At 32.4% G+C, this 20012-nt stretch carries 18 protein-coding genes and 1 tRNA gene; 6 read left to right on the top strand and 13 right to left on the bottom strand.

Translation table 11 applies throughout. The annotated features are described in order from the left end of the window. Positions 1-153 precede the first annotated feature (153 nt). The 5 genes from ACFS5M_RS01525 to ACFS5M_RS01505 form a co-directional block, all read right to left on the bottom strand. Positions 154-282, bottom strand: coding sequence for a hypothetical protein (locus ACFS5M_RS01525; protein WP_379897678.1), 129 nt, complete (start codon positions 280-282; stop codon positions 154-156). A 157-nt stretch (positions 283-439) separates the two neighbouring features. After that, on the bottom strand, positions 440-1711 hold the full coding sequence (gene serS, locus ACFS5M_RS01520; RefSeq protein WP_183484790.1) for a serine--tRNA ligase: 1272 nt from the start codon (positions 1709-1711) through the stop codon (positions 440-442). Positions 1712-1883: 172 nt separating this feature from the next. After that, positions 1884-3197, bottom strand: coding sequence for an HTTM domain-containing protein (locus ACFS5M_RS01515; RefSeq protein WP_183484787.1), 1314 nt, complete (start codon positions 3195-3197; stop codon positions 1884-1886). After that, positions 3190-4128, bottom strand: coding sequence for a bifunctional riboflavin kinase/FAD synthetase (locus ACFS5M_RS01510; RefSeq protein WP_183484784.1), 939 nt, complete (start codon positions 4126-4128; stop codon positions 3190-3192). The genes ACFS5M_RS01515 and ACFS5M_RS01510 overlap by 8 nt, the downstream gene beginning before the upstream one ends. A gap of 81 nt (positions 4129-4209) precedes the next feature. Then, positions 4210-6351 carry a GEVED domain-containing protein gene (locus ACFS5M_RS01505; RefSeq protein WP_183484781.1) on the bottom strand — a complete coding sequence of 714 codons (2142 nt, stop codon included), beginning with the start codon at positions 6349-6351 and terminating at the stop codon, positions 4210-4212. A 219-nt stretch (positions 6352-6570) separates the two neighbouring features. On the opposite strand from ACFS5M_RS01505, the gene ACFS5M_RS01500 reads away from it, so the two are divergent. Then, positions 6571-9321 carry a T9SS type A sorting domain-containing protein gene (locus ACFS5M_RS01500; RefSeq protein WP_183484778.1) on the top strand — a complete coding sequence of 917 codons (2751 nt, stop codon included), beginning with the start codon at positions 6571-6573 and terminating at the stop codon, positions 9319-9321. A 47-nt stretch (positions 9322-9368) separates the two neighbouring features. On the opposite strand, the gene pth is transcribed toward ACFS5M_RS01500, so the two are convergent. The 3 genes from pth to ACFS5M_RS01485 form a co-directional block, all read right to left on the bottom strand. Beyond that, on the bottom strand, positions 9369-10004 hold the full coding sequence (gene pth, locus ACFS5M_RS01495; protein ID WP_183484775.1) for an aminoacyl-tRNA hydrolase: 636 nt from the start codon (positions 10002-10004) through the stop codon (positions 9369-9371). 80 nt (positions 10005-10084) lie between these two features. Beyond that, on the bottom strand, positions 10085-10732 hold the full coding sequence (locus ACFS5M_RS01490) for a 50S ribosomal protein L25/general stress protein Ctc (RefSeq protein WP_183484772.1): 648 nt from the start codon (positions 10730-10732) through the stop codon (positions 10085-10087). Positions 10733-10758: 26 nt separating this feature from the next. Continuing rightward, complete coding sequence (locus ACFS5M_RS01485) at positions 10759-11700, bottom strand: ribose-phosphate pyrophosphokinase (protein ID WP_183484769.1); 942 nt, start codon at positions 11698-11700, stop codon at positions 10759-10761. A 145-nt stretch (positions 11701-11845) separates the two neighbouring features. Here ACFS5M_RS01485 and ACFS5M_RS01480 point away from each other — a divergent pair. From ACFS5M_RS01480 to ACFS5M_RS01465, 4 genes are all read left to right on the top strand, one after another. After that, a tRNA-Leu gene (locus ACFS5M_RS01480) sits at positions 11846-11927 on the top strand. A gap of 72 nt (positions 11928-11999) precedes the next feature. Then, entirely contained in the window at positions 12000-12590 is a 591-nt protein-coding gene (locus tag ACFS5M_RS01475) for a HupE/UreJ family protein (protein WP_183484766.1), read from the top strand. Positions 12591-12780: 190 nt separating this feature from the next. Further along, positions 12781-13212 carry a deoxycytidylate deaminase gene (locus ACFS5M_RS01470; RefSeq protein WP_183484763.1) on the top strand — a complete coding sequence of 144 codons (432 nt, stop codon included), beginning with the start codon at positions 12781-12783 and terminating at the stop codon, positions 13210-13212. Then, on the top strand, positions 13212-14801 hold the full coding sequence (locus tag ACFS5M_RS01465; RefSeq protein ID WP_183484761.1) for a S41 family peptidase: 1590 nt from the start codon (positions 13212-13214) through the stop codon (positions 14799-14801). Before ACFS5M_RS01470 ends, ACFS5M_RS01465 begins: the two co-directional genes overlap by 1 nt. Here ACFS5M_RS01465 and ACFS5M_RS01460 read toward each other — a convergent pair. From ACFS5M_RS01460 to ACFS5M_RS01450, 3 genes are read right to left on the bottom strand one after another with little or no spacing between them, the layout of a single operon-like run. Next, positions 14798-15406 (bottom strand): FAD-dependent oxidoreductase, encoded by a 609-nt coding sequence (locus ACFS5M_RS01460; protein WP_183484759.1) that lies wholly within the window; start codon positions 15404-15406, stop codon positions 14798-14800. The genes ACFS5M_RS01465 and ACFS5M_RS01460 overlap by 4 nt on opposite strands. Next, the gene (locus ACFS5M_RS01455) at positions 15406-15609 is read right to left on the bottom strand and encodes a hypothetical protein (RefSeq protein ID WP_183484757.1); all 204 of its coding nucleotides are present in this window, start codon (positions 15607-15609) and stop codon (positions 15406-15408) included. Before ACFS5M_RS01455 ends, ACFS5M_RS01460 begins: the two co-directional genes overlap by 1 nt. 1 nt (position 15610) lies before the next feature. Next, complete coding sequence (locus ACFS5M_RS01450; protein ID WP_183484755.1) at positions 15611-16192, bottom strand: MarC family protein; 582 nt, start codon at positions 16190-16192, stop codon at positions 15611-15613. Positions 16193-16318: 126 nt separating this feature from the next. On the opposite strand from ACFS5M_RS01450, the gene ACFS5M_RS01445 reads away from it, so the two are divergent. Then, positions 16319-16888: a DUF3109 family protein gene (locus tag ACFS5M_RS01445; RefSeq protein ID WP_183484753.1), complete on the top strand. Its 570-nt coding sequence runs from the start codon at positions 16319-16321 to the stop codon at positions 16886-16888. Here ACFS5M_RS01445 and ACFS5M_RS01440 read toward each other — a convergent pair whose 3' ends face one another. Beyond that, positions 16889-18871, bottom strand: a complete 1983-nt coding sequence (locus tag ACFS5M_RS01440; RefSeq protein ID WP_379897671.1) for a tetratricopeptide repeat-containing sensor histidine kinase — start codon at positions 18869-18871, stop codon at positions 16889-16891. Between the two features lie 3 nt (positions 18872-18874). After that, the gene (locus ACFS5M_RS01435) at positions 18875-19615 is read right to left on the bottom strand and encodes a LytR/AlgR family response regulator transcription factor (RefSeq protein WP_183484751.1); all 741 of its coding nucleotides are present in this window, start codon (positions 19613-19615) and stop codon (positions 18875-18877) included. Between the last annotated feature and the right edge of the window lie 397 nt (positions 19616-20012).

Raw genomic sequence — 20012 nt, 5'->3', positions numbered from 1 at the left:
TTGGGTAAATATAGTAAAAGTGTTGTGTAGATATTGCAAATGTTATTATAAAAAAAATGCCTGAAATCTTATTTCAGGCATTAGCCAATTCAAATAATTGTGCTATTAACCAATGTCAATTTTAACATGATTCAAGTACTTGATCGGGGCAATTCATTTATTATCTGCTACTACAATTGCAGTTTTATTTTCAGATTTGTTTATACTAAAATCTGAGAATAAAACTTTACTAGCAACAAAAATTAAAGCGGCAAGTAGAAAAATACGTAGAATATTCTTCATGATTAAGTAGGTTTTTAGGTTTGGGACTATAAACTACTAGAAAAGTTTTTACATATCAAAATAAATCAGAAAAAAATCGTTGAATGGCATGTGTATTTTGCGCTTTATCGATAAAATGCAAGAAAATAGACAAATAAAGTAGGAATAAAACTACAATTTAGTTTATTATACTAAAGCCAGTATATGGAATTAGGACCTCAGGGATTTTAATTCCATCTTCAGTTTGATAGTTTTCTAATATTCCAGCTAATACTCGTGGTAAAGCTAAAGCACTTCCGTTTAAAGTATGCGCCAGTTCATTTTTACCATCACTATTTTTAAAACGCAATTTTAAGCGATTAGCTTGAAATGTTTCAAAATTTGAAACACTAGAAATTTCTAACCATCTATCTTGTGCAGTAGAGAAGACTTCAAAATCATAAGTTAAGGCAGATGTAAATCCTAAATCACCTCCGCATAAGCGTAAGATTCTATAAGGTAATTTGAGTTCCTTTAAAATACCTTTAACATGGTTTACCATGCCATCTAATGCTTTAAAAGAATGGTTAGGATGTTCGACGCGTAAAATTTCAACTTTATCAAATTGATGAAGTCTATTTAATCCTCTTACATGAGCACCATAACTTCCCGCTTCTCTTCTAAAACAAGGTGTGTAACCTGTAATGCCAATAGGTAATTCGCTTTCACTAAGCACAACATCTCTAAATATATTAGTTCCTGGAACTTCGGCAGTAGGAATTAAATATAAATTATCTGCAGTCACATGATACATTTGGCCCTCTTTATCAGGCAATTGTCCAGTGCCAAAACCTGAAGCCTCATTTACTAAGTGAGGCAATTGGTATTCGGTGTATCCAGCAGCTGTATTTTTGTCTAAAAAGTAAGCAATTAATGCACGCTGTAATCGCGCACCTTTTCCTTTATACACAGGAAAACCAGCACCAGTAATTTTGTTACCAAGCTCAAAATCTATAATGTCATATTTTTTAGCAAGTTCCCAATGAGGTAGAGCACCTTCGTGTAATTGAGGAATATCACCTTCTTTAAAAACCTCTTCATTATCTTCATCTGTATTTCCAGTAGGCACAGATTCATGAGGTACGTTCGGTATTTTATAAAGCAACTCGTTTAAAGCTTCAACTTTAGCATTTAACTTTTCAGTTAAATCTTTAGACACGTCTTTTAAATCTGTTGTTTTAGCTTTTAAAACATTAGCTTTTTCAATAGCACCAGATTTATATAACATACCAATTTCCTTAGAAAGCGCGTTAGATTCAGATAAGGTGTTATCTAGTTGAGCTTGCAACGAACGTCTCTCCTCATCAAAAGCAATCACCTCATTAATCATTTGTGAGGCATCAATATTTCGTTTGGCTAATCGTTGAATTACTAAATCTTTGTTTTCTCTAATAAATGGTACTTGTAACATGTTTTGTTTTTTGGGCGTTTCCAAAGCGTTTTCATTTCACCAAAGTTCAATGAACGCTTGGTCAGGCTATTCGCTATATCTTTTTTTAGAAAATAAAAAAAGGATGTCGCTGCTATCCTTAACGCAATTTAAAGCGCAAAAGTAAGAAATAGTTTAGATTGAAGCGTTATAATCAATCTAGTTTTGAAGGTAAAATCCATTCACTATGTTTAAAGGCATTCCATTTTAATGAAGCAATATCTACTTCAGAATTAATGAAGCGTTCGTAAGCACGTCCGTTTACAGATAGCTTACATTTAATATATACAGCAACGTCTATGCCTTTTTGTGCGTAGTCTTGCTTAAGCCGTTGAGCAAATTGCCACATGACATCTGGTTTAGTACTTATTAAACGTTTTTGTTTTTTAGAAAGGTAATCTTCAGGTTTAACAATAATTACAGATTGATCTTGTTTATTAACTAATTGATAAGTGGCTAAGCCATGTTTAGAGCGAAGCATCATACGCCAAGACATTCTGTGTCCTTCTTCTGTCCATAAAACATTGTCTTTTATAAAATGATGACGAAGCGGTAGTGCAATTTGTATCACAAAGTAAATAACAAACAGAGCTACAAGTGGCTTGCTGTATTTTGGTACAATTACATCTTCTGCAGTATAAAATGGTTTGGTCTTGAAAAAAATATTTTTAATCGTTTTTGGCTCGAAAAAGAAAAGGGCAAAACCTAATGATAAGAATGGGAAAATACCAACTTGAAAAACAATTGAATTAAATAAATGAAAAAATATAGATGCAAAGAAAGCCCATTTTCTTGTGGGTTTCCATAGCAGTAAAGGAATAACTAATCCGTCAAATAAAATACCTCCATAAGCTAGAAAATAGTGAAGCCAATTTTGCTGTAAAAATTCACCAATTAAAAAGAAGTCTTTTTTACCACGCATAAAAATTTCCATCACAGAAGCATCAAGCCAATCAGGATATATTTTAGCTATAGAACCGTAGGTGTACACGATAAACATTTGAAGAATAAAAACCCAACGACACCATTGTGGCATCGACTGTTGTTTAAGGTTTAGATTAAGCTTAGCATCTACAGAAAAATATTTATGTGCAGGTTGAAAAGCCATTATTGCACTTAATAGAATCAATAAATAGTAGTGGTTGTTATACGATGCTTTTTGCATAAGGTAAGTGGCTGTCCACATCACAGTAAACATTATGGCGCTAAATCGATATTTATAACCAATCATGATTAGGAATCCAAAAATCCCCATAATTGCATAGTAAAAGTACATGCCATTACCTGGAAGTGGTTGTAACCATTCGAAGCCAATAAATGAAAACGTAAATTGAGGATCGATAAGCGTGTACTTAACCCAGCCTGTAAAAATGGCTCCAACAGACTCCAGAAAGCACAGTAAACCAAATAGGATTCTAAAAGCTATAAGAGCACTATTGTCTATATGTTTAAATAGTAGATTATTCAAATTGCATTTTATTTATAAAATGAAGTGCGCTTGTTTTGTCTTCTTGGATTTGTTTTTTTAAATCTTCAATCGAATCAAATTTTTGTTCATCTCTAATTCTATGTAAAAGCTCTACATGAATAAACTCATCATAAATATCTTTTTTAAAATTAAAAAGATGGACTTCAATTGATTGATTAGAATTCTTGTTAATTGTTGGATTGGTGCCTATATTCATCATACCATAAATGGTTTGATTGTTGTATTGAGATTGAATCACATATACACCTTGTTTAGGGATAAGCTTATAATCTTCTTCAATATTTATATTTGCTGTTGGAAAGCCAATAGTTTTACCCAAACCCTTTCCTTTTATTACAGTACCTTGAAGCATAAAGTTATAACCTAAAAATAAGTTGGCTGTTTCTATATCGCCTTCAGCTAGGGCTTTTCTAATTTTAGTAGAACTTATAGATACTTCATTTATATCTTGAGCAGAAATTTCTTCAACTTCAAAATTATAGGTTTGACCAAAACGTTTTAAATCATCAATATTCGCTGTTCTATTTCTCCCAAAATGATGGTCATAACCAATAATTATTTTTTTTACATGTAATTGTTCAACCAAAACATTAACCACAAATTCTTCAGCAGTTAAACGTGAAAAAGATTTTGTAAAAGGTTTGATAACAAGATAATCTAAACCTTGGGCTTTTAGTAATTTAATGCGTTCATCAATCGTATTAATTAACTTAATATTGGTGTCTTTTTGTAGCACCATTCTTGGATGAGGAAAAAAAGTTAAAACAGTAGATTTTAAGTTGCTATTTTTAGAAGTATTAACTAAACGTTCTAAAATTTTTTGATGACCAATATGCACACCATCGAATGTGCCAATTGTGGCTACTGTATTTTCAGAGAATGAATTTTTAAGCGATTGTATAACTTCCAAATGAGTAAATTGTTTATACAAAAATAAAAAAGAGGATTGATACTAAATCAATCCTCTTTTATTAATTATTAAAATACTTTATTATTTTTTAATAAAAGGTAAAGAAACTGAGCTTCCTTCTCTTGTTATTTGAATAAAGTACATGCCATCACTTAAATTAGCTGTATTAACAGATAAATCTGAAACATTGCTAATAACTTTTTGAGAAAGTGTTTGACCTAACATATTATAGATTTTATACCCATCAGGTAAATCATTATTAGATAATGAAATGTTTAATACGTTAGTTGTAGGGTTAGGATAAATGCTGATGCTATTTAATCCAAACTCATCAACACTTAATGGAGCCATTACATTAATTGTATAATCTTCAACTTCTGCATCAACACTTCCACCAGAACCATCAGTAACTTCACATGGTGTAGGAGCTACAAAATACTTGTTAGTAACACGCATTGTTGTATTACCTAAAGCCGCATCTGTTGGAACAACTATACTTAAACCAGAATTACTTGTAGGGTCATTGGTTACGTTTTGAGCAGTTCCTAAGTCGTATTCTTCAGAGGCATCAAAAGTACAATTCTGATTCCAATCAATCCAAACTCTAACTTCATTTAACCAGTTACCATCAGTATTAACATTAATAGTTATACTGTAAGGTTCGTCTCTTGTTACGTCTGTAACAATTGCTGTATAATCACTATAACCAGATGGTTTACCTGTATTTAAGTTAGATAGAATATCAGTTGTACCATCATTAAGAATAACACCTTCTACACTTGTTTCATATACAATATTACCAACAGAAGCACAAAGTCCACCAGTGAAAGTATAACTTTCTGAAGTATTATCATTAACTGTATTAAGGTCTGTTCCTCCATTTGGATTAGACAGTTCAGCATAGAAAGTATGTGCTCCAGTTGTTGTGGTTAACTCAGGTAATGAAATGATTTCAAATTCATTTATATTTAAAGATCCAGACCAGTTGTAGTCAACAGGTGTACCACCATCAATATAATAGCTTATAGTTGCAGACGTTAATGTATTATTACCAGAGTTAGTAAGTTTAACATCAGGAGTCATTGTTGAACTAGAACAATCTACTACATTTAAATCTTCAATATCTAATCTACCATCAAGGTCATAAATTACACCAGGAGAACATGCATTAGAAGTTGCTAATTCCATTCTATTAGGAGAATTAGTCATTACCGCTACAATTCTTGTACGTTGATCAGCAGTAAATGTATTCATACAAGTATCATCTGTATAATCCATATAGTTTTCTACCATATCAGGATCACCACCAGCACAAGAATCTGAACTAGGGCATCCGAAATTAGAAGAAGATGCAGCAGGCGTATCAGCACAATAATCATCAACAGCACATCCACCATCACCCCAAATGTGATGTAATCCTAACCAGTGACCAGCTTCATGAGTCAATGTTCTACCTGAGGCATAAACACCACCTAAAGGATTTGGGTTTGCAATAGAACCCACAGAAGAAGCAAGAACAACAACACCATCAGTATCTGAAGGTCCACCAGCATACATAGGTAATCCAGAACCTGTTGGGAATTGAGCATAACCCAATAAACCACCACTTAAATTAGCTACCCAGATATTCATATATCTTGTTGGGTCCCATTGTGTAGCTTGTTTAATTCCGCCATCCATGCTACCCATAGATTGTGCAGTATCACCATAATCTGTGATACGGTTAATACCAGACTCAGTCATAGTTGCACCACTAGGATCTTGTTGCGCTAAACAGAATCTAACTTCTGTGTCTGCAGCAGTACCAAAAGGACTACCAGCTAAATTAGCATAATCAATATTTAATTGATCTATTTGTGCTTGAATTGCAGCTTGAGATAAGTTTTCTCCACCAGGAGCACCATCTGTAAGAATATGAAAAACAACAGGAATCGTATAAATTGTTCCTCTTCCGCTTTCCAATAATGCATTAACCTCTTCCACTTTAGGCGCTAACCAATTTTCAAAGGCTTCAGTAGAAATTCTTTCAGGAAATTTTTCTTGAAGTGCTCTTTCATATTCTGTTGTTGCACAACGAATATAGCCAGTCTCTTCAGCAACTCTTTGGTTGTCAACAGTTAATTCTTGACCAAAGATTTTTTTAGCCACCTTTTTCTCTTGAGCTGAAAGAAAATTAGGAACACTAATCGCAATAATTAGTAATAATAAAGTAATTTTTTTCATTTTTTTATGATTTAAATAATTGTAAATTGTATTTAAGGAGCTAAAAATAGTAAAAATATAATTTAATACTCAACTTTAAAGGTTAAAATCGACTAACTGTATAGCATTTTTAAAAGCGATTGTAGTGAATTTTCAATAGCCAAAGTTTCTATTATATCAAGAAAATAATCATATATTTATAGAATCATATAATTCACATCTAATTTAATATTTACAATCATGAAAACTGCTAACCAACATGTTTTACATAGTAGAACAGTACTTCTGTGCTTATTAGCACTATTTTTTAGTTTCAATATAATGGCTCAAAAACCAATGGAAAAGCGATCTTTTGAGATTAGTTTAGAAGCAGATGAAGCTATTCAATCTGTGATTAAAAATGACAAAAGAATAAATGTAAAAACGGGAACACCTATAGCACTATATGGTTTAAACTATGAAGTTCCTGAAGATAGTCCTGAAAGTATGGCTATGTATTATCTGGAGCATGAATCGGCTAAGTTGGGCATTCCAAAAAGCGAATTAGAAAATCTTCATCACCATGCCACACGAACTACTAATGCAGGTTCTGTTGTAAGATATAGACAATATTATAGAGGATATCCTGTAAATAAAGCTGAAGTAACGATTACTATTTCTCCAGAAAATAGAGTGGTGTATATTATGAATAGTTATGTTGCTTTTAAAAGTATTAATACAATACCAAGTGTGTCGGAAGAACGTGCTTTAGAACTTGCTAAAAATCATATCAGTATTAATGCACCTGCTTCCTATACTAATAATAGAGTTATGGTATATAACAATCCTAAAATGACTCGATTAGCTCATGAAGTTACTATATTGACTAGTGACCCTTTAGGAGAATGGCATGTCTTTGTGGATGCTCAAACAGAAGAGATTTTTAAAGTAGTAGACATGAACCAATATTATAGCGGTCATGAAAAAGATAAAAAAGTTAATAAGGCTAAGAAAGAAGAACCAAAAGTTAACGAAATTTATAGAAGAAGAGTTGATGGCGCATGTTTTGTGTTTGACCCTGATCCATTATCGTCTAATATGGTTGCTTATGGCGGCGGTTATGTAGATGGAAATGATGCAGATACACCACAATTAACTGCTGCAAGAATTAGTGCCACTTTAAATGATATTACTTTTAGCGGAGGAATGTATTCTTTAGTTGGTCCATTAGCACAAATTGTAGATTTTGATACGCCAAATACTGGATTATTTGCTCAAGCGACTCCTGATTTTAATTTTACTAGAAACGAACAAGGTTTTGAACCCGCAAATACCTATTATCATATTGATTATATGATGAATTATATTAACAACACCTTAGGCTGTGATGTGATGCCATACCAATATACAGGAGGAGTTAAGTTTGATCCTCATGGTGCAGGAGGCGCAGACCAATCTTATTATACTCCAGGTACAGCACAATTGTCTTTTGGTGAAGGTTGTGTCGATGATGCTGAAGATTCTGATGTGATTCATCATGAATTAGGACATGGTTTACATGATTGGGTAACTGCTGGAGGCTATAGTGGTGCTGAAGGACTAGGAGAAGGTACTGGTGATTATGTGGCACAATCCTATAATAGAGGACTAGGATATTGGGGACCAGGAGACGCACAATACAATTGGGTCTTTAACTGGGATGGTCATAATGAATGTTGGAACGGAAGAGTTACCAATTATGGCGCGACATATCCTGGTGGATTAACAGGTTCGATTCATACTGATGGTCAAATTTGGGCGACATGCTTAATGGAGATTTGGGATCAAATAGGTCAGCAAGAAATGGATAAAATCTTTTGGGAAGGTCTTGGAATGACAGCTGGAACCACAGGTCAAAATGATGCAGCAGTTGCAGTTTATCAAGCTGCGGTAAATCTTGGCTATACGAATGATCAAATTAATACCATACATAGTTCATTAACTGATTGTGGTTATACTTTGCCAGCATTACCTGGTCCGCCATCAGCAGCTTTTAGCGCAGATAATGAAACGATATGTTTAGATACAAATAACATGGTGACCTTTACAGATGAAACGGTGCCTACGGCAACGTCATGGTCATGGACTTTTGAAGGTGGAACACCAGCCACATCAACAGATCAAAACCCAACTGTGACCTATGCTGCAGATGGAACTTACGATGTGACTTTAGAAGTTACAAATTCATTTGGAACAGATACTGTAACATTAACCGATTATATTTCAGTGGTTTCTGGAGATGCATGTCCTTCATGTACAATATATAGCTCAGCAACTACCCTTGGGCTAGCTATACCAGATGGTACAGGAGGTAGTGGTGAACCAGGTGAAGCATTAACTAATGTTATTAATGTTCCAGACGATGTCATTATTGATTATATAACAGTTAATGTAGATATTTCACATACTTGGATTGCGGATTTAATTATTACAATTATTCATCCTGACGGAACACCAGCAGTAGTTGTTTGGGACAGATCTTGCGCAGCAGTGAGTACCGGCTTGGATGTTACTTTTATTGATGGAGAGCCTGCTATTGTCTGTGCTGGAGCAACAGTTGGGGATTATGCACCAGTAAATCCGTTAAGTGTTTTTTCTGGGTTGAATAGTGCAGGGGATTGGACTATATCTATGACAGATAACTGGAGTGCAGATACAGGGGTATTAAATGACTGGTCAATTGAGATATGTAGCAGTCCTACAGCCTCTATTGAAGAAAGTCAATTTGAGATTTTCTCTATTTACCCTAACCCTAGTAACGGAGAGTTTACTTTAAACCTGAATTCGACTTCTAATGAAGACATTAATGTGACAGTTTACGATATTAGAGGACGTTCGGTTTATCATAAAACTTATGACAATACATCAGATTTTAGTCAAGTTGTTAACTTAAATGCAGTTCAGTCTGGGGTGTATTTAGTAAGTGTTAGTGATGGAGAAAGAAAGACTATAAAGCGAATTATAATTGAGTAAAAGAATAACTCTTAAAAATAAAAAAGGAAGCTAAACAGCTTCCTTTTTTATTTTCCATTAAAGGTGTTCATGGTATGATTTACACCAGCTAATGCAAAGGATTTGATAAGTTCTATAGCTTTATCTATACGCTCTGGAAGTTTTTCTTTTTCTTCATCTGTCCATTCTCCTAAAACATAATCGACTTGTCGTCCTTTGCCAAAAGCATCGCTAATTCCAAATCTAAAACGATTATATTTAGTGGTGTTTAACTTGTCTTGTGTGTCTTTTAATCCGTTATGTCCACCATCGCTACCTTTTGTTTTTAATCTAATGCTACCAAAGGGCAGGTTTAAATCATCAGTAATGACCAATAAATTTTCTAATGGAATTTTTTCCTTGGTCAACCAATATAGAATAGCTTTACCGCTTAAATTCATATAGGTGTTAGGTTTGAGTAGAATAAAAGTTCTTCCTTTAAGTTTATAGGTACAGATATCGCCTAATTTTTGTGTTTCAAATTGAAGATCTTCTTTTAATGCAAATTGATCTAATATTTTAAACCCAATATTATGTCTTGTATTCGTGTACTTTTCACCAATATTTCCTAATCCAACAATTAGATATTTTTTCATGGGATGCATGTCTTCTACTTTAATTAAAGCTTTTTTTTTATTAAAAAAACATCTTAAAAATTTACACATAGAAGCTTTAAGTTTTTTGTAAAAATAAAAAAAGCATTCTGAATAAACAGAATGCTTTTAAATGGGATAAATAAAAATATTTATTCTTGAGTAGCTTCAGCTGCTTCTGGAGTTGCTCCTTCTGCAGTAGCTCCTTCTTCGCCTTCTTCACCTTCTTCATCTTCAACTTCATCAACAATAGCAGTTCTAGATGTTTTAATTTGACAAACAACTGTGTTTTCTGAATGTAATAAAGTGTATTTTTCTTGATCTAAGTCTCTTACAGAAACCTTATCACCAATTTTTAAAGGAGTGATATCTATTTCTATAAAGTCTGGAAGATTAGCAGGAAGTGCTTTAACACGTAACTTTCTGTTATTTTTTCTTAACACACCACCATTTCTTACACCAGCAGAGTTTCCTACTAAGTTGACAGGAATATTTAAAGCAATTTCTTTGTCTTCAAATAATTGATAAAAGTCAATGTGTAAAATTCTGTCTGTTACTGGGTGAAATTGAATGTCTTGTAACACTGCATTAAATTTTTCACCATTATCTAACTCAATTACAACTGTATGCGCATTAGGCGTGTATACTAGTTTAGAGAAAGCTAATTCTGGTGCAGAGAAATGCACTGGGTTATCTCCTCCGTATAATACGCAAGGAACCTGACCAGCATTACGTAAGGCTTTTGTTGCTTTTTTGCCCACGCTTTCTCTTTGAGATCCGTTGATTGAAATTGATTTCATTGTTTTGTTTTTATATTAATTATTAATTACATTAAAAATTTTGAACTAATTGATTTATTATGGTGTACATTTTGCATCACTTCAGCAAATAAATCGGCACAACTTAAAACTCTAATTTTATTACTTTCCTGTTTAACAGGAATAGAGTCTGTTACAATTAATTCTTCTAGTTTAGAGTCTTCAATTTTTTGGTAAGCATTTCCAGATAAAATAGGATGCGTACAAATGGCTCTTACACTTAAAGCGCCACGTTCCATCATAAGGTCAGCGGCTTTGGTTAGCGTTCCAGCAGTATCTACCATATCATCTACTAAAACAACATTTTTTCCAGTAACATCACCAATAAGTTCCATATGAGATATAACATTCGCCTTAGCACGTTGTTTATAACAAATTACAACATCGCTTTCTAAAGCTTTAGAATAAGCATACGCTCTTTTAGAACCTCCCATATCAGGTGATGCAATAGTTAAGTTGTCTAGATTTAAACCTTTTAAATAAGGTAAAAATATAGTTGAAGCAAATAAATGGTCTACAGGTTTTTCGAAAAATCCTTGGATTTGATCTGCATGTAAATCCATAGTGATTATTCTAGTTGCTCCTGCAGTTTCCAACATTTTTGCAACTAACTTAGCTGCTATTGGTACTCTTGGTTTATCTTTTCTATCCTGTCTAGCCCATCCAAAGTAAGGTAAAACTGCTGTTATGTGTCTAGCTGATGCGCGTTTTGCAGCATCAATCATTAACAACATTTCCATTAAATTTTCTGGTCCAGGATTTGTTGATCCAATTATAAAAATACGAGATCCACGTATAGATTCTTCATACGATGGTTGAAACTCTCCATCACTATATGTAGAAGTAATCACGTTGCCTAATGGTACACCATAAGCTACGGCAATTTTCTCAGCAAGCACTTTGCTTTGATTACAAGAAAAAATTTTAGCTGCTGTTGCTATATTAGACATGGTTAACCTCTTGTTTTATAGTGATAAACACTATATCTTTTTTAATTGGCTGCAAATTTAGAGTTTTTTTTCAATCTATAAAGTATTATAGCCTCTATTTTTAAGGCATTTAACGAAAAAAAATATATTTTTGCACTCCTTATATGCTCAAGTGGCGGAATTGGTAGACGCGCTGGATTCAAAATCCAGTTTCTTCGGAAGTGTGGGTTCGATTCCCACCTTGAGTACAAACCTTAACATTGTTGTTAAGGTTTTTTTATTTAAAATTGTATATTTGAACCACCCAAATACTTAAATCTATGCTAGAAGAATTCTGGTTTAACGTACAATATGGTATTAATCATGTGCTAGACATTAATGGTTATGACCATGTCCTTTTTTTACTTGTTCTTGCAGTGCCTTATCTGTTTAAAGACTGGAAACGTGTTTTGTTATTAGTTTCAGTGTTTACAATTGGACACACGCTTTCTTTAATCCTTGCGGCCTATAATGTGGTTTCTGTTAATGGAAAACTAGTGGAGTTCTTAATTCCTGTTACCATTTTAATTGTTGCTATTTTTAATGTGTTTACAGCTGGAAAAAAAGCAAGTAATGAAAAAGTAGGCATCTTATTTTTTTCTACGTTGTTTTTTGGTATAGTTCATGGCTTAGGTTTTGCTAGAGAATTTAAAATCATGGTTGGACATTCAGAAAACAAATTAGTGACTCTACTTGAATTTGCTCTAGGTATAGAATTTGCTCAAATTATTATTGTGTTTGTCGCCTTGTTTTTAGGCTTTTTAATGCAAACGGTATTTAGGTTTTCTAAGCGTGATTGGATTATGGTTGTTTCGGCTATTGTTATTGGATTAGTAATACCAATGATTATAAATAGTGATTTATTAGCTTAAAAAACTTTGATAAAACTTTAACTAACAAGTGTTGTATTTACAACACTAACCGAGTATATTCGTTATACTACTTTGCGTGAAGGATTGCAGCGACATCCTTTTTATGATGAGCTTTCAGCATAAAAAGATATAGCGAAAAGCCTGGTGCTTTTTAACTTTAGTGAAAGAGCACACGCCAAAATAAATAGATATGCAACAGAAGAAAAAACTTAAATATGACAAAGCGTATTTAAGAATTGCAAAAGAATGGGGGAAACTATCTTACTGTGAACGCAAACAGGTTGGTGCTTTAATCGTTAAAGGACGTATGATTATATCTGATGGATTTAATGGAACGCCAACAGGTTTTGAAAACTTTTGTGAAGACGAAGAGGGCTACACCAAATGGTATGTATTACATGCTGAAGCGAATGCGATATTAAAAGTAGCAGCATCTACTCAATCTTGCAAAGGTGCAACCTTATATATTACTTTATCGCCTTGCAAAGAGTGTAGCAAGCTTATACACCAAGCAGGTATTGTAAGGGTTGTATATAATGAAGCTTATAAAGACGATTCTGGGCTGCAATTTTTAGAAAAAGCAGGCATTGAATTACAATTAATTGAAGATTTAAAAGCATAATGAGCAAGACCAAACAATATTTGCCACTTTTTCTAGGGGTTGCTATAGCAGCAGGCATCTTTATTGGAGGAAAATTAAATTTTTCTGACGCTCCTGATCGTTTGTTTACATCAAATAGTAAGAAAGATAAACTCAACAGACTCATCGATTATATTGATTATGAATATGTAGATGATGTTAATACAGATAGTATTGTTGATGTTACTGTAAATGGGATATTAGAAAACCTCGATCCGCATTCTGTTTATATTCCGAAAGAAGATATGCAGCGTGTTAGTGAAAACATGAAAGGTGATTTTGTTGGCATTGGCATTAGCTTTTACCCTTATAAAGATTCTATTGCTGTAATACGAACGGTAGAAGGAGGACCAAGTGAAAAAAGCGGAATTATGGGTGGAGATCGCATTCTTTTTGCAAATGGCGATTCTCTTTTTGGGAAAGGTATGACTAATGAGATTATTGTTAATAAACTTAAAGGGTCTATTGATACAGATGTTAATTTAAAAGTGTACCGACGAGGCGAGCCAGAATTGTTAAACTTTAAAGTGACCAGAGACCATGTGCCTATTCGTAGTATTGATGCCGCATACATGCTAACAGAAACATTAGGGTATATCAAAATTAACCGTTTTGCAGAATCAACTTATAAAGAGTTTAAAACAGAGTTAAAAAAACTAAAGAACCTTGGAGCTACTCAAATGGCTTTAGATTTAAGACAAAACCCTGGAGGATTTAAAAATATTGCAGAACAAATTGTTGATGAGTTCTTAGAAGATGATAAGCTTATATTGTTTACTAAAAATAAACGTGGGCATATAGAAAAAACTTTTGCAACCAGTAAAGGTATTTTTGAAAACGGAAATGTATTTGTACTTATCGATGAAAACTCGGCATCTGCAAGCGAAATAGTTGCTGGAGCTTTACAAGATAACGACAAAGGCACAATTGTTGGCAGACGTTCTTACGGAAAAGGTCTTGTACAACGCGAAATGGAATTAGGCGATGGAAGCGCAGTGCGTTTAACAGTTTCACGCTACTATACACCTACAGGACGCTCGATTCAGCGTTCTTATGAAAATGGAAATAGAGATTATTATGATGAGTATTTTTCTCGTTTAGATAGTGGCGAACTTTTAGATCCAGAAAAAATACAAGTCGCAGATTCTCTTAAGTTTAAAACACCTAAAGGCAAAGTCGTCTATGGTGGTGGAGGCATTATTCCAGATGTGTTTGTACCTTTAGATATGAGTATGCAAAATGAAACGTTTTCGTATTTAAAACAAACGGGTTTTATTAGTTATTTTGTTTTTGAAGAGTTAGATAAACAAAGAGAAGCTTATGACAATTTAACGAAAGAAGATTTTATAAATGACTTTGTTATTACTGATGATGTTGTTCAAGATTTTCAGGACTATATAAGAGAACGTATAAGACGGAAAATTTCTTTTTTGACGTTTAAAGACGAGGTTAAATTATACATAAAGGCGGCTTTAGGAGAGCAGCTGTTTGGAAATGGTACTTATGAAGAAGTCATCAATCATCAAGATATCATGATTGAAGAAGTTATTAAGCTAAGTGAAGCATATTAACGCTTAATTTTATCATGAACCTTTGTGTGTTCGCCATCATTCCAAAGCGTTAAAATATCGGTTGCTACATGCGCACCACTTCCAGAAGCTATAGCAAACTGACTTCGCCAACCTGCTAAGGTGCCAGCAACATATAGATTTTCATCTATTTTATGATCCTTGTTTTTTAACCAAATTCTTTCTTTTGCTTTTACAGCTCTAGGATGTGGTTCTATATATTGTTCTAAACCTTTTATGTTTATTAGATTGGTGTAGCCTACAGCCACAACAATACATTTGCTTTTATATGAAGATTTATTAGTAAGTATCGTAAAGCCCATTTTGGTTTTAAGGATTTCACACACCTTTTCTTTTTCAATTTGGATGATATGTGGACACTCTGAGGTTAATTGTTGCTGACCTTGTTCTAAAATTTCTGCACCAGTTGTACCAGGCTCTAATCCTAAAACATTATTGAATAAAGCATTTTGTAGATGTGATGTTTTTTGATGCATCACTATACCAATACGCTTATTTTTAGCAAATTCTTTAGTGTGTGCCGAGCCTAATACTAATGCACAAGACATACCAGCAGCGCCACCACCAATAATTAATACCTCAAACATTATTTTTTTGAATTGAGTTGTTTTTCAACACGCTTTGAAAGCCTTAAAATTTGTAACAAAACCACAGCGCATAATGAAGCAAAAATTGTAATTAGAGCGACAACACTATCGCCTTTTAATGGGTTGTTAAAATCTATTTGCGTAATATTAAAAATGATTAATCCAGCTGCAATTAGAGTAAATAAGGTTGTAAATATTTTCATATTAAATTAATAAGGCTTTAATGTTATGCGCAAATAACTTTACTGCTATAGCTAATAGAATAACACCAAAAACTTTTCTAATAATGTTAATTCCGTTTGCACCTATAAATTTTTCAATCTTTGCAGAGGTTTTTAATACAATAAAGATAATTAAAACATTAATTAAAACCGCAACAATAATGTTTTCTATTCTAAATTCTGCACGCAACGATAAAAGGGTTGTTAAACTTCCTGGGCCAGCAATTAAAGGGAAGGCTAATGGAAAAACCGAAGCTGTCATTGCATTACTGTCTTCTTGTTTATATAATGTAATTCCTAGAATCATTTCTAAAGCAATAAAGAATAAAATAAAAGCACCAGCAACTGCAAAACTATTTACGCCAATACCAATTAATGAAAGAATATTTTGTCCTAAAAACAAAAATATAATCATAATTACTCCAGCAATTATTGAAGCTTTTTCACTTTGAATATGACCTACTTTTTTTCGTAAATCTATTATGATTGGGATGTTTCCAACAATATCTATTACAGCAAATAATATCATGAAAGCTGTAAAAATTTCTTTAAAATTAAGTTGCATAATTTTGACTTTAAAATTTCGCTGCAAATGTCGTTAATAAAAAAGGATTATAAACATTAAATAACAGTAAATTTTAAGTGTATTTATTGTTAGCTTTTTTGAATGAATAACTAGTATATTTGTGATATGTTTCAACTTGGAAAAACTATTGTTTCAGAAGATATTATACAGAAAGATTTCGTGTGTAATCTGTCAGCTTGTAAAGGCGCATGTTGTATTGATGGTGATGCAGGAGCTCCTTTAGATGAGGATGAGGTTAAAATACTTCATGATATCTATCCTAAAGTAAAGCCTTTTTTAAGAGCTGAAGGGATAGAAGCTATCGAGAGACAAGGCACTTCAATTGTTACGGAGTTTGGTGATTTTGAAACGCCTTTAATTAATGGAGCAGATTGTGCGTATGTTATATTTGATGACAAGAAAACGGCCCTTTGTGGTATTGAAGAAGCGTATAACCAAGGAGAAATAGACTGGAAAAAACCAGTGTCTTGCCATTTGTATCCAATCCGAATTAAAAACTACACCGAATTTTCTGCGGTAAATTACGATAAATGGGAAATTTGTGATGATGCATGCACGCTTGGAAAAGAGTTACAAGTCCCAGTTTATAAGTTTGTTAAACAGGCACTTATTAGAAAGTTTGGCGAAGATTGGTATATGGAATTAGAAAAAATTGCAGCAACTTTTAAAAAGTAATTAAGCTGTTTTAAGTTTCATTTCTTCAGTTGGAATATTAATAATAACTCTAGTACCAGTTGCATTGTTCTGGTCATCATATAAATCTTCGATCACTAAATTATAATCACTAGAAAAGCGTTTTGAGAAATTTTCTAATCGTTCTTTAGTAATAGAAATTCCAACAGATTTTCGATTTAAAGTTTTTTGCTTTTTTATTTTTTGTGAAGCAACTCTTCCAATGCCATTATCTGTAATAATAATTGTGATAGAATTATGCGTTCTGTTTTTTAATTCTAAATGAATTTTTTTGTTTTTCGTTTTAGATGATAATCCGTGCCATAAAGCATTTTCTAAAAACGGCTGTAAAATTAACGATGGAACTTTAATTAAATTAGCATTCACAGATTTGTGTATTTCAACCTCGTATTTAATTTCATTATCAAACCTTATGTTTTCAATATTCATATATAAAGCCATGGTTTCTAGCTCCTCAGCAAGAGAGATTTCTTTTTCGGTAGAAGCCACTAGAATTTTTCTAATGAGTTTAGAAAACTTATTTAAATAATAAACGGCATTTTCTTTTTCATTGTTAATAATATAAAGTTTAATAGAATTTAGTGTGTTAAAAATAAAATGAGGGTTCATCTGATTTCGCAACATGTCTTGTTCGAGCATGATAATTTTTTTCTCACTTTTTAGTGTTTTTTGTCGGTTTAAAACAAAGATTATTCCGAATAATAACATTGCACCACAGACGCTTAAAAGCAGAGTCCTCTTATTTTGCTCAAGTCTTAATTTTACGATTTCATTTTCACTAGCCAAAGCTTTAATTTGATTGCTTTTCTTTTCACTTTCATATCTAATTACCACATCGTTTACATATTGTAAGTTTCTTTCGTTGATAATGGTTTGATCAAGCTCTACATGTTTTTTATAATAAGCTTTAGAGGCTTTATAATCGCCTTTTATTTCACTGAGTTCAGACAAATAATTATAAGCTTCAATTTTTGAGCTTAATAAGTTATACTCTTCGGCAATTCTAATTCCTTTTTTTAGATTTCTTTCAGCTTTATTTATTTGTTTCAGTTTGAGTTGAAGCCATCCTAAATTTATATAAGATAAAGCATTGTAATATTGATCATTTAAAGTTAATGCTTTTGTTAATGCATCGTTGATGACTACAGATGCTTCTTCATATTTTTCTTGTTTAATATAGACTTTGCCAATGCTATTGTAACAAATCACACGACCAATTTCTGAATCAATAGCATTGTTATATTTTAATGATGCTTCATAATTAGCTAGAGCCTCATCTAATAGTCCTTTTTCCTCTTGAGCTATTCCAATGTTTTGATGATTTATAGCGAGCCCTAATTTATTGTCTAATTCCTCTTCAATCTTTAAAGATTCATAAAATTGATTTAAGGCTAAGTCATATTGTTTTAACGCTAAATATATATTTCCCATACTGTTTCTAGATACAGCAATACTAAACTTTAATTCTGCTGAAGGGTTTTCAACTTCCTCAGCGATATCTAGAGCTTCTTTGTGATAGTCTAAAGCAATTCTAATTAAATCTAGTCTTCTGTTTACGACTCCAAGCATGTTTAGACTTAGCACTTTTAAGTCTGTATTACCTGCTCGATCAGCTAAATCTCGCGCTTCTATATGTGTGAGGATAGCCTCGTTGTACTTAGAAATATTACGATATGCTGTGCCAATCATATTTAAAGCATAACTCTCTCCTTCTAAATAGTTTTTTGCATGACTTCGTTTAGATAAAAAACGCATTTTTATTGTGTCTTCACTTACAGCATTAAAAACAGCATATATTTTCTGATAACTTTTTGGCTTTTGTTCAATAAAATCCTCAACCTGAGAAATAAAAATAGGATCAAGAGCTTCTTGTGCATGCATTAAATGCGTAGATAACCATACAACGAATAACCCTATTGTTATTTTAAAAAAAGACTTTAGTGATGTATTTTTTGTTAGGTGCATTATTTATAGTCTATCTAGAAAATCTAATTTACGTTGTCTTGCCACTGGAATCTTATGATTTGGAGGCATCACAACATAGCCTTCAGTTTTTATAAACTCTTTGACTTTGTTCAAGTTAATTATATACGAGTTGTGAATTCTAAAAAATAGTTTTTCAGGAAGTAAGCTATTCACTTCTTTTAGTTTTTTGGTAACCACTAATTTCTGATTATCATTTAAGAAAAGTGTACTGTAATTACCATCAGATTCAATAAAAATAATATCATCTACATGTAAAAAAATAAGTTTCCCATCAGTATTAATAGTGATTTTTTGTCTATGATTTTCTTCATTGAATTTATAAAACAACTCTTCTAATTTATCATAATTAATATTCTTAGTATTAATGTTTTTAAGCTTACTAATTGTAGTGCTTAAATCGTCAGAATCTATTGGTTTTAATAAATAATCTACAGCCTCATGTTTTATAGCTTTAATAGCATATTCGTCATAAGCAGTGGTTATTATTACCGCAAAATCTTTACTAGATAGCTTTTCTAAAAATTGAAAACCATCCATAGTTGGCATTTGTATGTCTAAAAATAGGCAATCAGGAGTATTCGATGTTTTATTTAAAAAGGTGATTGCTTCTTCTGGACTTGTAAATGTTTCAATAATCTCGATATCTTTATTAAAATGATTGAGTTCCCAAGATAAACTTTGGATTGCTTTTTGCTCATCATCAACAATTACGGCTTTTATCATAATATCAAATATAATAATATATTATCCTATTTATACTTATAATGTATGACTGGACACTTTTTTTGTATAATGTGTCTGGTTTTTCTGTTTTTAGGTTTTCTCACTTTTAAAATGACCAACTATACATAATTAACAACCAACTATACAATATTATGTTAAAATTTTAAAAATATTAAAGACATTAGCATCGCTATTAATTGATATAATAGATCAATATGTAGATGTGCTATTAATCGACTATTTAAGTTAGCGCTAACTAACTTAAAAACATATTGACACATTTTAGTTATTTCAGTTAGTTATTTTAGGGATTAAAAAGCGAGTGTTTTTACATTCGCTTTTTTGTTTTTAGCAAATTTTGAACCTCCATGTTTTACTGACCTTAAGACATACAGCG

It is taken from the genome of Lacinutrix iliipiscaria, from assembly GCF_042686125.1.
Taxonomy (GTDB): Bacteria; Bacteroidota; Bacteroidia; order Flavobacteriales; family Flavobacteriaceae; genus Oceanihabitans; species Oceanihabitans iliipiscarium.
Note: the sequence above shows the minus strand (reverse complement) of the source record. Positions and strands in the feature narration are given on the sequence as shown.